We start from the raw sequence: 14,868 nt of genomic DNA, 5'->3' as shown, positions 1-14,868 counted from the left end.
GGCCGCGGAGCCGATTGGATAAGGGTATTAAATCATGAAAGAAATGCTGAATTATATTAATGGTAAATGGGTTAAATCTAACCAGTCTTTTATTAAGAAAAGTCCGGTAAATGGCGCTGAAATTGCCCGAGTTTACGAAGCGGATAAAGCCATGGTGGACCTTGCTGTAGAAAAAGCAAAAGAGGCTTTTGAAGGGGGGTGGGGATCGGTTTCGTTAGTGGAACGTTGTCGTCTTTTACGCAAAGTAGCTGACATCATGGAGCGCCGAAGTGAGGAATTGATGCTGGCCGAAAGTGATGATGTTGGTGTGCCTTATGCGGCGGCAAAAATGCTCAATGTGGGGCGTTCTGCGTTTGCCTTTCGCATGTACGCAGATGAAGCGGCAAATCTATTTGAGCAGTCTTATCATTTTTCACCACCCAATGGTGGGCAAGCAATCCATTACACATTGCGTCAACCCAAAGGCGTAGTGGGCGCCATCTCACCTTGGAATGTGCCTTTACTGCTGCTGGTATTTAAAGTGGCCCCAGCGTTAGCAATGGGCAATTGTGTTATTGCTAAACCGTCAGAAGTGACGCCGCAATCGGCCACACTGTTGGCGGAAATTATCGAGGAAGCGGGTTTCCCAGCCGGGGTTTTTAATTTGATTCATGGCTTTGGAGCAAACTCAGCCGGTGCGTTTTTGACGGAAAATCAAGACGTGTCGGCGTTTGGCTTTACTGGCGATACTCATACCGGCGAAATCATCATGCAAAGCGCCGCGAAGGGCGTGCGAGATGTCTGTCTTGAATTGGGTGGCAAAAACGCCGGCATTGTGTTCTCGGATGCAAATCTAGACGATGCCATTGCCGGGACCCTGCGCTCCGCCTTTACTAATTGTGGCCAGATTTGTTATTCGACAGAGCGCATGTATGTAGAGCGCTCTGTTTTTGAGGAGTTTGTTTCACGCTTAGGTGCTGTAGTTGGTCAGATGAAAATTGGCGCGCCAGACGAAGATGGGGTGCAAATGGGCCCTCTGGTTTCTCATCAGCATCGAGATAAAGTGAAATCCATGATTGACCAAGCAGCACAAGATGGGGCGACCTTTGTAACTGGAGGTGGAATTCCTCAATTTGGCGATGAGCGTGATCAGGGGGCGTTTATCCAGCCGGTCGTTGCCATTGGTTTAGCAGAAGACGCCGACTTCGTATGTAATGAAGTGTTTGGCCCAGTTTGTCATGTTACCCCCTTTGACAGCGAAGAAGAGGTCATTAAGTTAGCAAACAACACCCGTTATGGGCTTGCATCATCAATCTGGACGCAAAATTTTTCCCGCGCACATCGTGTGGTGGCCAAAATACGCGCCGGCAATGTGTGGATCAACGATTGGCAACTTAGGGAGTTGCGGACTCCAATGGGGGGAGTGGGGGCTTCCGGTATTGGTGCCCAAGGTGGCAGAGTGTCGTTAGAGTTTTTTTCTGACCTGATTAATGTCACGGCACGGATTGATTAGTCCGCTAGCAAATAATAATTACATTAAGGAGCACTAGAATGCGAATAGCAGTAACAGGTGGCGCGACCGGCATTGGGCGTCAGGTGGTTGAGTTGATTCAGGCCCAGGGCGGACAGGTGACCGTATTTGATATCGTAGCACCTGACTATAAAGTAGACGAATACATTCCTTTGGATTTGTCTAAGTCAGAGAGTATTAAGGCGGCGCTGAGTCAGGTGAAGGGAGCCTATGACGCCTTGTGTAATGTGGCAGGCTTGCCCCCAAGAGAAGGCAATGCTGTGCTCGGTTTAAAGGTAAACTTTATTGGCACCCGTGAATTTACGGAAGGCATGTTGGCTCATTTATCCAAAGGCTCATCGATTGTGAATGTAGCATCGAGAGCAGGCGCCATGTGGAAAGATAATATTGAACAAGTGAAGCAATTAATGGCGCTGTCTGAGCAAGATGACGTGGCAATGTTTTGCGAACAAAATAAGATTGATTATGTGCGAGCGTACAACCTGTCAAAAGAAGCCGTTATTGTGTGGGGGATGGCAGAGTGTGAGGCGCTGTTGCAGCGCGGCATTCGTATCAATTCGGTGAGTCCGGCGGCGATTGAAACCGGTATTTTGCAGGATTTCAAAAACGCTTTTGGAGAAAAAACGCTCAAAAATATTCAGCGAGTTGGCCGCGCTGGACTGCCTGGTGAAGTGGCTTCAATTATCATATTCCTTATTTCTCCCCAGAGTAATTGGCTCAAAGGCATTGATATTAATGTAGATGGCGGTATGACTGCATGTAATTTAACTGACGTGTTAGAGCTTCCTACACGTTTGCCTATGTCTCCGTAGTAATGCATTGTCTGTTAGTGGGAGTGAAGATTTCCCATTAACAGCTTGTTTCTTATTCTATTTATATGTCATCTCTTCATTTTTCTTTCTTTATTTTTTGAACTTGATTGAATCCTAGTAGAAAACCGATTTTTACTAGGGTTGCTTTGCTTGGGAAAGTATCATGTGAATACAAGGAGGTGGAGATCGTTTGCCAACCTTTGGTATCGTTTACATTATTTTGATATTAATTTTAAATTCACCCTCGATTTAAGGGCTGAAATCCTGTTTAATGTCGTTATAAGTTGAATGTAATCGTTTACATTTTAATGAATTTATAAGAGTGAGAGGTGGTTATGAAGGTCTTAGTGACAGGCGGATTAGGTTACATCGGAAGTCATACGTGTGTGCAATTGATTGCCGCAGGTCATCAGCCTATCGTCATTGATAATCTATCTAACAGTAAATTAGAGGTGCTTAAGCGCATAGAAGCGATTGTTGGCGAGCGACCTGAGTTTCATCAAGGTGACGTTCGTGATGAAGCGTTTCTCGACGCCGTGTTTGCAAAGCATGAGATTCAAGCGGTCATTCATTTTGCCGGTCTGAAGGCCGTCGGCGAGTCAGTAGCTAAGCCGCTTGAGTATTATGACAATAACGTAAATGGGTCTTTGGTGTTGGCTCGTTCGATGCGTACTGCTGGCGTGAAAAATATGATTTTCAGCTCTTCTGCTACGGTATATGGCGACCCTCAAGAGGTGCCCATTACCGAAGATTCACCTACTGGCGCCACGACCAACCCGTACGGTCGCAGTAAGTACATTGTGGAAGAATGTCTGCGTGACTTGTTCGCCGCAGAGGACGACTGGAGCATTACTTTGTTGCGTTACTTCAACCCAGTGGGCGCCCATTCATCGGGCACCATGGGGGAAGATCCTCAAGGTATTCCTAATAATTTGATGCCATTTATCGCGCAAGTTGCCGTCGGGCGACGTGAAAAATTGGCGGTATTTGGGGACGATTACCCAACTCCAGATGGCACAGGTGTGCGTGATTACGTTCATGTGGTGGATTTGGCAGATGGGCATTTAGCGGCCTTGAACGCTCTGACCGATAAAGCTGGACTGCATATTTATAATTTGGGTACCGGAAAAGGCAGCAGTGTATTGGACATGGTTAAGGCGTTCTCTAACGCCTGTGGTCATGATGTCGCGTACGAAATACAACCGCGTCGACCAGGTGACATCGCTGAATGTTGGGCCAGTACTGCAAAAGCAGAACAAGACCTAGGTTGGAAGGCGCGTCGTGATGTGTCTGAAATGACGATTGATACGTGGCGTTGGCAGTCTAACAATCCTCAAGGCTATCAGGGGTAACCAGCCCCTATCGCCTTGCCCAAACTGTGTCGTGCTGCGCTGTGTGGTGAAACAGTGTTGCTAGAATGAAGTGTCAGAATGAGTGAGTAGCAAAAGATGTCAGAAATAACCTTTAATCCTGTTGATCATCCGCATCGTCGTTATAACCCATTAACAGGTCAGTGGATTCTTGTTTCACCCCACCGCGCCAAGCGTCCTTGGAGTGGGCAAGATGAGAAAGCGACGATGGACAATCAAGCCTCCTATGACGAAGGGTGCTTTCTTTGTCCTGGTAATGCCCGTGTTTCTGGGGATGTTAACCCGGATTACAGTGGGACTTATGTGTTTCAAAATGATTTTGCGGCCTTGATGCCTGACTCTCCGGATGCTCCGACTTCTGATAACCCTTTGTTTAAAACTCAAGGCGTTCGCGGATTGAGTCGAGTGATTTGTTTTTCTCCTGATCACAGTAAAACACTGCCTGAATTACCCGTTTCTCAAATCCGTAATGTGGTTGATACCTGGAACGAGCAAATCGAAGATCTGGGTAAGGAATACTTGTGGGTGCAGGTTTTCGAAAATAAAGGCGAAGCGATGGGGTGCTCACAGCCTCATCCTCATGGCCAAGTTTGGGCGAACAGTTTTTTACCGAATGAAATAGAAAGAAAAGACAAACACTTGCGGGAGTATTATCAAGCGCAAGGTTCAAACTTGTTAGTGGACTATGTTCAAGCGGAGTTGCAAGACGGTGCTCGGACCGTGGTCGAAACGGAGCATTGGATTGCCGTAGTGCCCTATTGGGCGGCGTGGCCGTTTGAAACCATGCTGTTGCCTAAGGTGCATGTGCGTCGTATGGCAGAGCTACAGGATGCACAACGTGACGATTTGGCGGTCGCCATCAAAAAGCTAACCAGCCGCTACGACAATCTCTTTCAGTGTTCTTTTCCTTATTCGATGGGGTGGCACTATGCCCCATTTTTTGAAGCGGATAAGGACAGGGATGATAAGGGCATTGAACATTGGCAGTTGCACGCCTTGTTCTATCCGCCATTGTTGCGCTCAGCCACCGTTAAGAAGTTTATGGTGGGGTATGAAATGCTGGCCGAAAGCCAACGAGATCTCACCGCAGAGCAGGCAGCAGAGCGATTGCGAGCGGTCAGTGATGAGCACTATAAAGCGTCATAAAAGCGGTCTATTTAAGCCTGTTTAATCGGCGTAGACAGTTTATAGAAAAATAATAGAAGCAATAATACCGTCTCTGAGTGCTCTTAAAGAGAGTTTTGGAGGCACTAAAATACAGTAGGAAAAAAGTATGATTGATTGTTCAACGCAGCCGACTCACCTTGTCTCCAATGCCTTTAAATCTGTTTTTGGGCGTACTGCAGAGCACCTTATTCAGGCGCCGGGGCGGGTAAACCTAATAGGTGAACATACTGATTATAACGATGGTTTTGTTTTGCCTTGTGCCATTGATTATCAGGCTGTGGTGGCTGCAACGGCCCGTCAAGATACGTTAGTTCGAGTGGTGGCGGTCGATTACGATAACCAAATGAACGAATTTGATCTCGCTCAGCCACTTGAATTTGATCACGATGTTATGTGGGTGAATTATATTCGAGGCGTGATTGATTGCCTGCAAAAACGCGGGTTTACATTTAATGGCGCGGATATCGTGGTGAGTGGCAATGTGCCACAAGGCGCAGGATTGAGTTCTTCGGCTGCATTGGAAGTGGTTATTGGGCAAACCTTTAAGGTGCTTTATGATCTGGACATCTCCCAGCAAGACATTGCGCTAAATGGGCAGCAGGCGGAAAACCAATTTGTAGGCTGCAATTGCGGCATTATGGACCAATTGATCTCTGCTAAGGGCAAACGTCATCACGCCTTATTGATTGACTGTCGTTCATTAGAAAGCGACGACGTGTCTATGCCTGAGAGCATGTCTATTGTGATCATTAATTCAAATAAAAAACGTGGCTTGGTAGACAGCGAATACAACACTCGTCGTCAGCAATGTGAAGCCGCTGCTGACTTTTTTGGCGTGAAAGCCCTGCGTGATGTCAGTATCGAGATGTTTGAAGCTCGCCAAGCGGGGCTTGATGAAGTGACCGCGAAACGTGCTCGTCATATTATTACTGAGAATGCGCGTACGGTCGAAGCAGCGCAAGCGCTAAGGGACTGTGATATGGCCCGTTTAGCGGTGTTAATGGAGCAGTCACATGTGTCCATGCGTGACGATTTCGAAATTACTTGTCCTGAAGTGGATGCCATTGTCGACATTGTGAAAAGCACCATAGGGACTCAAGGCGGTGTACGCATGACGGGCGGTGGTTTTGGTGGTTGCGTGGTTGCTCTGGTACCGCCGGCGCTTGTCGATGTGGTTAAGCAGGCGGTAGAAAAACAATACCAAGCGCAAACTGGTCTAAAAGAGACCATTTACGTTTGTAACGCGAGCGATGGCGCAGGTTCAGTAGCGTGAGTGTTCTTAGGTCTTACCCGGACAGTGTGAAGGCTTTGCATGAAAACATGCAAGGTCTTGCGAACGATGGTCAGCCTGCTGGCTTGATTACCTTGTGCAATGGCTCGGGCATGACGGCGACCTTTATGGACCTTGGCGCTACTTGGCTAAGCTGTACTTTGCCAATGGCAGAGGGCGCTCGAGAAGTCTTGCTCGGTGTGGATACGCTGGCTGCGTTTTATCAGCAAGCTGGCTATTTGGGTGTCACCGTAGGTCGTTTTGCTAATCGTATCAATAACGCCCAGTTCTCTTTGCATGGTAAAGATTACTCGATTAGTAAAAACCAAGGCGCACACTGTTTGCACGGTGGGGTAGAGGGCTTTAATCGCCGTCGTTGGACCTTGGTTGAGTGGTCGGATCGCTATGTTGTTTATGGTTTGAGATCCCCTGATGGCGATCAAGGCTTTCCTGGTCAATTGGATGTAACCGTCTGCTATGAATTGACGCAAACCAATGGTATTTCGATTTCTTATCATGGCGTGTGTGACCAAGATTGCCCTGTCAGTTTGACCAATCATGCGTATTTTAATCTGCAGGGCGACACCACTGAGATGGATTGCCGTGATCATGAATTGTTGATTGATGCGGATTCATATTTGCCAATAGACGCCTCTGGTGTGCCTATCTCCGGGTGTGTTCCGGTGGCAAAGAGCGGTTTTGATTTTAGGATCAAAAAGCCCATCCGCCAAGATTTTCTCAAAGATGAGCAGCAGCAATTGGTGGGTGGTTACGATCATGCCTATTTGCTTAATCAGCCAAGCCATCGTGTTAATCTTGTGAGTAGTGTGAATACGCCAGATCAGGAAGTGAGGATGGATGTCAGCACCAGCATGCCGTCTGCGCAGCTCTATACCGGCAACTTTCTAGATGGGTGTCCAAGGCGTGGAGGGGGGTATTATAAAAATCACTCAGGCTTTGCGTTTGAAACGCAGTATTTGCCAGATTCGCCGAATCACCCAGAATGGACATTCAGCAATAGCCTCTTGAAAGCCAATAAAGCCTATCATCATAAAACGCTTTATGAGTTTGTGTGGCATGGATTAAGCGCTCAATAACGCTAACCAATAACTCTAATAACAACAACGTGATCAGCCGTAGTCGTTATTCGACACGAGCGACAGCCCCTATTCTGCGACTGAATCATTTGAATCTAGCTAAGGTGCTTTTATGACCTCATCAATGGTTTCAGGTTGCCATGTTATGGCAAAGCCAAGCAGCTCTATTTGCAACTTGGATTGCGAATATTGTTTTTATCTGGAAAAAGAAAAGCTGTATCCAGAGCAAAATAAAAATTGGCGCATGGATGACGACACATTAGAGCGCTATATTCAGCAGTACATTGATGCCCAAATGGGGCAAGAGGTGCAATTCGCTTGGCAGGGTGGTGAACCAACGTTAATGGGGGTCGAGTTTTTCCGTAAAGTCGTTGCTTTGTGCGCTCAATTCGCGGGAAATAAACGCATCAGTCATGCCTTTCAAACCAATGGCATATTGTTAAACGATGAATGGTGTGAATTATTCAAACAGCATCAATTTCTCATTGGCGTGTCCATTGACGGTCCTCCAGACTTACACGATGGTTACCGTGTAACACGGACCAAAAAGTCGACTCACGCCAAGGTGATGAAAGGCATTGAGTATCTAAAAAAACATCGCATAGAATTTAATACATTAACGGTTGTTCATGACCTTAATGCCCAGTATCCCGAGCAAGTATATCGATTTTTAAAGCAAATCGGCTCGCGTTATTTACAGTTTATTCCGCTAGTAGAAAGAGAAGCGAGCGCAACACCGGATGACACTCAAGCATTAACATTGGTTTTGCCAAGTGAATTGGAGGCAAAAGTGACGACTTGGTCGGTGCCTTCAAAGCAGTATGGGGCATTTTTGAATGGTGTGTTTGATGTCTGGGTAAAGTCGGACGTAGGGCGTGTTTTTGTCAATATGTTTGATTCAACCCTGGCGACCTGGTGTGGTCATGCGTCTGGTTCTTGCATTACCTCAGAGACATGTGGCCATGCCTTTGCGTTAGAGTCGAATGGCGATTTATATCAATGTGATCATTTTGTGTACCCTGAGCATTTACTGGGCAATATTCACGAGAATACGATCAAAGAAATGAACAATAGCGCCTCAGCAAAGCAGTTTGGTGCAGACAAAGCGAGTACCTTAAATCAGGATTGTCTTCAGTGTGAATACAAATTCGCCTGTCACGGTGGGTGCCCTAAACATCGTTTTTCTGTGTCGCGAAGTGGTTATTTGAATCACAATTATTTTTGCTCTGGATATACGAACTTTTTCAAGCACACCGAGCCCTATATGCGGCTTATGGCGGCCTTGATCGAGAATAAGCAATCGCCTGCACATATTATGGCGATTATCGAGCAACAACCTAAGCTATTGTATTCCTTGTTTAAAGTCTCAAAAAATAGTCCGTGCCCCTGTGGTAGTGGTGAAAAATTCAAGCGTTGTTGCTTTGCGAGTTGATAAATGACGGGTATCGAGGAGAGAAAGTATGTGGCGTAAGTCAGGCAAAGCCCCAGATTATCGGTTTACCTTAGCAAATGAGCGAACGTTTCTCGCATGGATTCGTACCGCGTTGGCTTTTCTGGCCGCCGCCGTAGGGATTGATCAATTGGCCCCAAATATTGCACCGACCTTGTATCGGGAAATTTTAGTACTGGTTTTGAGTGTGTTTTCCGCCATCTTGGCGTTTTACGCTTATCGTCGTTGGTCTGCCAATGAAAAGGCGATGCGTCATGAAGCGGAATTGCCTTACACGCGAACGCTGGCTGTGATCAGTGTAGTAATGATTGCGGTGATTATTTTTGTGGTGTATTTGATGCTGTACTACAGGGCGTAATGATGAAAAAGCGTGCCTTTGATGCGGGGTTGCAGCCCGCTAGAACCGCCTTATCTTGGTCTCGTACCATTTTGGTTTTGTTGGTTAATGTCTTAATGGTGATCCGAGTGGGCTACAGCAATCAAAACGCAACGGTTTTGTATGCCGGTACGTTGCTGGCTATTCTCATGGTGTTCTTTTATTTGGCATCGATCTACCGTGGTTGGTTTTTTTCAATGGAAGGCGAATTGACGACGCTTGGCTCCATCAGAGTGAAGCAATTACTCTGTGCTGCCTTGTGCATAGCGGCCTTGTTGATTGCTTTGTCTAGTTTGATGAATGTGTTTCGTTTGGTGTTCGTATAGTTATTCTTGAAAAGCGTTCAAGTTATTGTTTAATAAGTTTAAAAACTCATTTACCAGCAGGCTTCTGGTTTCTTTAGGCTTGGCCCATGCGCCCAAATGAAAGTGCCAAATGGGTTCTGATAAGTTAAGAGACACGAGTCCGTCGGTGTCCATTTGCTTAAATAGCTGATCAGATATACACAATAAAGCGTCTGTGTTTTTGACCATTTCCAATGCCATTTCCAAAAATTCTGTCTCAAGAATATACCGAACCCGAGTGCCGCCTTCTCGCTCTAACAAGTTGTTTACGTGGTTCAATATTTCAGAAGACGCTTGAAATGCGATCCAGGGAAAGTGGGATAAGGCACTAATTTGATGAACCCTGTTGATGTTGAGCGGGTGTTCTTTTCTGGCAATGACTCGCAAGTGGCTGTCCATCATGGGGGTGAAGGCTAGGCCATTGTTTTTTAGGAGCTCCTGCCCATTTTCACCACCGAAGGCCAAATCAAGATTGTCTTCAATTAATGGGGTAATTAGCTGGCTAATAGGCGCCGCTTGAATGCAAACATTCACGTTCGGAAAGCGCCGCAGAAACTCAGGCAAGATTGAGGTGATTGGCTTTTGCCAAGCAGGGCCTGCACCAATATTAAGCGTTTGTTGATTGTGTTGTAGGGTGTGAATATCGCGTTCGATGGCCTGCATTTCGAATTCTATTTTCTGCGCTCGCATGTAGACGATTTCCCCTTCTGGGGTTAATCGAATTCCTCTTGGGTGCCGCTCAATTAAGGTGACGTCGAGCTTTTTTTCCAGCGCGCGAATGCTTTTGCTCAGCGCCGGCTGGCTTATGCCGAGTTTAATGCTTGCTTGGCTGATGGACATAAGGTCAGCCGCTTTAGTGAAGTGTATTAGCATCTTGTTCATCGCATTGCCTTTTTTATTGTTAGAAGCGCTAGGATGGAGAAAAAAGCCATAGCGTATTGTGACATGAAACAATGCCGAGCACAGCGGTGATCGGCATTGTTTAACGGTGGCTAAAATAGCGCGGCTTGTGGCTTAAGAACGCTTTGCTTCACTGAGTGCGTGAGTCTCTGTTTTGTTGTTAAGCGCCTTACTGATTTTTTTAACTATGATGTTTAAAGCAAAGGTAATCACTATGCCAGCAATCAGGATTTTAGCCAGATTGGCAGGAATCTCTTCCCAAGGGGCCACAATACCAATCGGTGAAGCGATGGCGTAGGTCATAACCATAAGAACAATGGTAATAATGCTGCCCAACCGTAGGTGCTTCCAGTTTTCAATATTAACGGGGACCTGTTTTTCTTTTTTCTCTTCGTTAGCAGCAGGGTAGAGGTGCGTTAGGATCACTGACACGGTTAAGCCTGCAACAAAGTAGATGGCGGTTTTGTGCAAAAAGTTTAAATCCCAGCCGGTGTAGCCAAATTTGAAGAATAAATACAGCACCATGTAGGTCACCATGCCGGGGATCGTCGATTTCGCTGAGGCTTTCTTCCAAAACATGCCAATCACGACCATCAACAAAATAGGCACGGTGAACAAGGCATTAAATTCCTGCATAAACATGTACAGGCCTTGAGGGGCGCTTTTAATATAGGGTGCACAGATAGCTGCAAAAATCGCCAGACCAGTACCAAATATCTTGCCCGCTTTAATATCTTCAATGCTGGAAATATTGCCACCTTTTAGTGGTTTATAAATGTTGACCGCAAAGATAGTTGAGCATGAGTTGATGGTTGAATTAAATGTGGAAATAATGGCACCAAATAAAATCGCACCAAAGAAACCAACCAGTGACGCCGGCAGTAATCGGTTTACCAGCAGAGGATAGGCTTCGTCGGCTTTTATGCCTTCGCTGCCATATAAATGAAATGCGATAATACCTGGAACAATTAATATTAAAATACTAACGATCTTGATGATCCCAGCAAATAGCACGCCTTTTTGTCCTTCAGCCACGCTTTTGGCGCCAAAAGCGCGTTGAATGATGACTTGGTTGGTACAGGAGAAAAATATATTAATCAGCAACATGCCGGTGAAAATAGCAGCAAAGGGAACATTCACTTTAGGCGAACTTACGGCATTCAGCATTTGAGGGTCTTTGGTGATGAGTTCTTTTACCCCAAGAAAACTGTCACCATTCCCGAGCGCTTGTAGCCCTAAAAAGAGGATAAGGATGCTGCCAATAAAGAAGCCAATGCCATTAACTGTATCGGAAATAACCACCGCTTTGAGGCCGCCAAAAATAGCGTAAATACCACCGATGACGGTAATAAAGACAATCGACGCTATGAGCGCGGCGTCTTCAGAGATATGAAATAAAGAAGCCACATTAAAAATACGACTAAGTCCTAATGCCCCTGCGTAAAGTACCGTAGGCAACGCCACCGCGGCCATGTTGATGAGGATGACCCAAGCGATAAAGTTGCGCGCCACTGAGCCAAACCTCTCTTCAATGTAATCGGGAATGGTGGTGATGCCTTTTTTTAGAAAGAAAGGCAAGAAGACACAAGCCAGCAACACAAAACCTAGGGCGGAAGTTACCGCCCAGCCCATGTTAGACAGCCCTACGCTGTAACCTTGCCCATTAAGGCCGATCAGTTGCTCCGCAGACCAGTTCGTCAGCAAAATAGAAAAGCCAATAGAGATACCAGTAAGGCTTCGTCCTCCCAAAAAGTAGCCATCGCTGCTGTTTAGGTCTTCTTTTTTGGTGGCGATATAAGAAATAATGGCAACCAGTAGTGTGAAGCCAATAAAGCTCACTAATGTCCAAGTGTTCATAATAAAACCTCTTTATTTTTATAGTATTCCAGGGCCAAATTTTGCCAATCCAACCAAAATGTATGGATTGATAATAGAGTCGTTTGTTTCCTCGGCGAACCGCCATAATTCTTGGTAAAGTGTTTTAATGATTGGGATAGAAGCAGGGTCATCGATAAGGTTTATCAATTCATCTGGGTCTTTTGTTAAGTCGTAAAGCTCGTCGTTATCAAAGGTGTTAAAAACGAGTTTCCATTCTTTGTTAAAGACAGTGCGTTGAATGCCATATATTTCATTGCCGTTCGTTTGGGTGTGCAAATAAGAATGTGTCGGTGGAATATTTTCATTATTAAAATAAGGTAGGAGACTTTTTCCAACGATAGGTTGCGACATTGTGCAATTAAGAATGTCGAGAAACGTGGGGGCGATATCCGCCAAAGAGATAAGGTCAGATAGGGTTCTTCCCGGTTGCTTGATACCGACAGGCCAGTGCACGATAGTGGGAATATGGTAAGCGCCTTTATAGGCTGGTAGCCCTTTGCACCATAAGCCATGCTCGCCGTTATAATCACCGTGATCACTGGTTAAGAGAATGAGCGTATTGTCGAACTTGTCATGCTGTTTCAGCTCGTCGATAACCCGCCCAATCAAGTGATCTTCGTAGGTGCAGAATGCCCAATAATGCTTAATGGCTTGTTTCTTTTCTTCGATAGACAACTGGTCAAATAAACGGCGTACCTTTCTATTGTAGGCGGGCTTTTTATCCATTGAATCATGATGAATATCGGTGAGCTCGACCTCTACGTCCTGATATAAATCTAAGAAGGCTTGTGGGACAAAATAGGGGTCATGTGGTCCTAGTGTGCCAATATACATCATCCAAGGATCATCGGCTTGGCGCAGTGTTTTCAGTTTGTCTAGGGCAGAATTAACAACATCTTCGTCATTAAATGGGTTCTCTGTGACGCCATAATGCACGTAATCTGGGTAGCCAGGCCTTAGGATCTCACCGTTTTTGCGTTTGTGGGCCGCGCTCGATATGCGCTTATACATTTCCCAATCCGGCGACATGGCTTTGTTGCTCGGGTCGTTTTTAGACTCTTTGTTGCAAGTTACATAAAGCTCTTCAAAGCCATGATCTTCTGGGCCTGTGTCGTAGCAAACATGCCATTTTCCAGCAAAAAACGATTGGTATCCTTGCTCTTTAAGGTGATGGCTAAAGAGTTCTGTTTCAGGATTAAGTCGTCTGGAGAGGGTGTTTTGTACACAGACGTTATTCCAAACGCCGTGCTGCGTTGGGTATTGGCCAGTGAAGAAGGTCGCTCGTGACGGACAGCAGTGCGGAGCGGGGCAATAGCTTTCTGTAAAAGCTAACCCTTCAGCCATCAATTTTCGAGTATTCGGCATTAATATTCTAGTGTCGGAAACAGAATCCCCCCGTTGTTGATCTGTCATAAAAACTAAAATATTGGGTTTTGTCTGCATGGTTTTTCCTACAAGGGTTATTTTAATTATAAAGGCTGGAAAAATCGGATTATGCAGTAGGTATTTAAAATTGTATAGAAAGTTTTTATATTTTCGTTGATTTTTTATTTGATATAATATATAGCGCCTTTAGGTAGATCTAAAAGTTATGGCTGGAAAGATACGATCTTGTTTTTTTAAATAAATATGATGAATTGTTTATTTTATTATTTATTTTTTACTTGATGGTTGTGGGTGTGGCTGATTTTATATTTGAAGGGGGTGTGCCAAACTTTCTTTTAAAGGCTTTACTGAAATGGAATGCATCATAAAAATTAAGCTCCAAGGCCGCTTGGCTTACGCTGTAATTTTTATGTTTTAAAAGGGATTTTGATGCAATAAGTCGAGTGTTTAAATAATACTCTTTCGGGGTTTGCTTAGTGTATTTTAAAAACATCTTTCTAAGACTTTGTTCTGTACATTCGGCGATTTCGGCCATTTCTTTGACGGTCCACTTTTTCGTCATGTTGAGATGAATTTGAGTGATTACGTTTTGCACTCTGGCAAGGTTGTGGTCAAGTTTTTTCACCTTGCTTAGAGTTAACCAATGGTAAATGGTTTTGGTTAAGCTGGCGGTGGCTAGGTGCCGATAGTCTGAGTCGTTTTTTTGAAAAAGTGTCACTATCTCCATCATTTCTTGATGAAAAAACTCATTATTAGTGAGTGTAATAAGTTGCTCATAGATGAGATTGATTGCGCCATTTGGGATGAATTCCATAAGGAAAACCTCCCATAATAAGCCTTTGCACTGGTAGCTATGGATACTCGTCGGGTGGAGAAAGATAACCGTACTGCCCTCAAGCTGTATGACCTTGCCGGAGGTAAGTGTCAGCTCGCCATGGCCTTGTTTAGTATAGAGAGCGATAACGCTGCCATCGATTAAAGGACGAAGGCGGTCTTTTGGCCATTCCACATGGTAGTCTCGATCGGCCAGCGTATTCCATAAAGCCAACAGCGTGATGCCGCTAGACACAGCGCTATTATCGATAACAATCGGGGTGTTAAATGTTGTTTCGTTTTTTACATGCAAATGTTCAGTCATTCCATTCATTTACCTTGTGACTCGAGCAAAAATAAATAGTAGCAGTTATCAGTAATAAATTTTAACGAAATATTATTTGAAAACGCATTCAGCATAGATAAGAAATCATTGTGTTTGTGCAGCTCCATATAAATCCAATAATAAGAAGGTGGGTGTCAGGATGTTTACTC

13 protein-coding genes are annotated in these 14,868 nt (G+C 45.1%); 9 read left to right on the top strand and 4 right to left on the bottom strand.

The window, feature by feature from the left end; all coding sequences use genetic code 11:
- Positions 1-34: 34 nt before the first annotated feature.
- From E0D71_RS13355 to E0D71_RS13315, 9 genes are all read left to right on the top strand, one after another.
- Positions 35-1,492, top strand: coding sequence for an aldehyde dehydrogenase family protein (locus E0D71_RS13355; RefSeq protein ID WP_133003812.1), 1,458 nt, complete (start codon positions 35-37; stop codon positions 1,490-1,492).
- A gap of 38 nt (positions 1,493-1,530) precedes the next feature.
- Positions 1,531-2,322 (top strand): coniferyl-alcohol dehydrogenase, encoded by a 792-nt coding sequence (locus E0D71_RS13350; protein WP_133003811.1) that lies wholly within the window; start codon positions 1,531-1,533, stop codon positions 2,320-2,322.
- A 335-nt stretch (positions 2,323-2,657) separates the two neighbouring features.
- Positions 2,658-3,674: a UDP-glucose 4-epimerase GalE gene (gene galE, locus E0D71_RS13345; protein ID WP_133003810.1), complete on the top strand. Its 1,017-nt coding sequence runs from the start codon at positions 2,658-2,660 to the stop codon at positions 3,672-3,674.
- A gap of 96 nt (positions 3,675-3,770) precedes the next feature.
- On the top strand, positions 3,771-4,838 hold the full coding sequence (locus E0D71_RS13340) for a UDP-glucose--hexose-1-phosphate uridylyltransferase (protein WP_133003809.1): 1,068 nt from the start codon (positions 3,771-3,773) through the stop codon (positions 4,836-4,838).
- Between the two features lie 127 nt (positions 4,839-4,965).
- A complete protein-coding gene (gene galK / locus E0D71_RS13335; protein ID WP_133003808.1) occupies positions 4,966-6,132 on the top strand; it encodes a galactokinase in 1,167 nt (388 codons plus the stop codon).
- Positions 6,129-7,226 (top strand): galactose-1-epimerase, encoded by a 1,098-nt coding sequence (galM, locus tag E0D71_RS13330; RefSeq protein ID WP_207923404.1) that lies wholly within the window; start codon positions 6,129-6,131, stop codon positions 7,224-7,226. Before galK ends, galM begins: the two co-directional genes overlap by 4 nt.
- A gap of 112 nt (positions 7,227-7,338) precedes the next feature.
- Complete coding sequence (locus tag E0D71_RS13325) at positions 7,339-8,658, top strand: anaerobic sulfatase maturase (protein WP_207923403.1); 1,320 nt, start codon at positions 7,339-7,341, stop codon at positions 8,656-8,658.
- A gap of 28 nt (positions 8,659-8,686) precedes the next feature.
- A complete protein-coding gene (locus E0D71_RS13320; protein ID WP_133003807.1) occupies positions 8,687-9,034 on the top strand; it encodes a DUF202 domain-containing protein in 348 nt (115 codons plus the stop codon).
- 2 nt (positions 9,035-9,036) lie between these two features.
- The gene (locus E0D71_RS13315) at positions 9,037-9,378 is read left to right on the top strand and encodes a DUF202 domain-containing protein (protein WP_165943002.1); all 342 of its coding nucleotides are present in this window, start codon (positions 9,037-9,039) and stop codon (positions 9,376-9,378) included.
- Here the strand turns inward: E0D71_RS13315 and E0D71_RS13310 are convergent, their stop codons facing one another.
- The 4 genes from E0D71_RS13310 to E0D71_RS13295 form a co-directional block, all read right to left on the bottom strand.
- Positions 9,379-10,278, bottom strand: a complete 900-nt coding sequence (locus tag E0D71_RS13310) for a LysR family transcriptional regulator (RefSeq protein WP_133003805.1) — start codon at positions 10,276-10,278, stop codon at positions 9,379-9,381.
- A 132-nt stretch (positions 10,279-10,410) separates the two neighbouring features.
- Positions 10,411-12,153, bottom strand: a complete 1,743-nt coding sequence (locus E0D71_RS13305) for a solute:sodium symporter family transporter (protein WP_133003804.1) — start codon at positions 12,151-12,153, stop codon at positions 10,411-10,413.
- Between the two features lie 18 nt (positions 12,154-12,171).
- A complete protein-coding gene (locus tag E0D71_RS13300; protein WP_133003803.1) occupies positions 12,172-13,617 on the bottom strand; it encodes a sulfatase-like hydrolase/transferase in 1,446 nt (481 codons plus the stop codon).
- 217 nt (positions 13,618-13,834) lie between these two features.
- The gene (locus tag E0D71_RS13295) at positions 13,835-14,698 is read right to left on the bottom strand and encodes a helix-turn-helix transcriptional regulator (protein WP_165943001.1); all 864 of its coding nucleotides are present in this window, start codon (positions 14,696-14,698) and stop codon (positions 13,835-13,837) included.
- Positions 14,699-14,868: the final 170 nt, after the last annotated feature.

The sequence above is a fragment of the Marinomonas sp. KMM3893 genome (assembly GCF_004352855.1).
Classification (GTDB): Bacteria; Pseudomonadota; Gammaproteobacteria; order Pseudomonadales; family Marinomonadaceae; genus Marinomonas; species Marinomonas arenicola.
The sequence above is the reverse complement of the archived record's forward strand: the minus strand, read 5'-3'. Positions and strand labels throughout refer to the sequence as shown.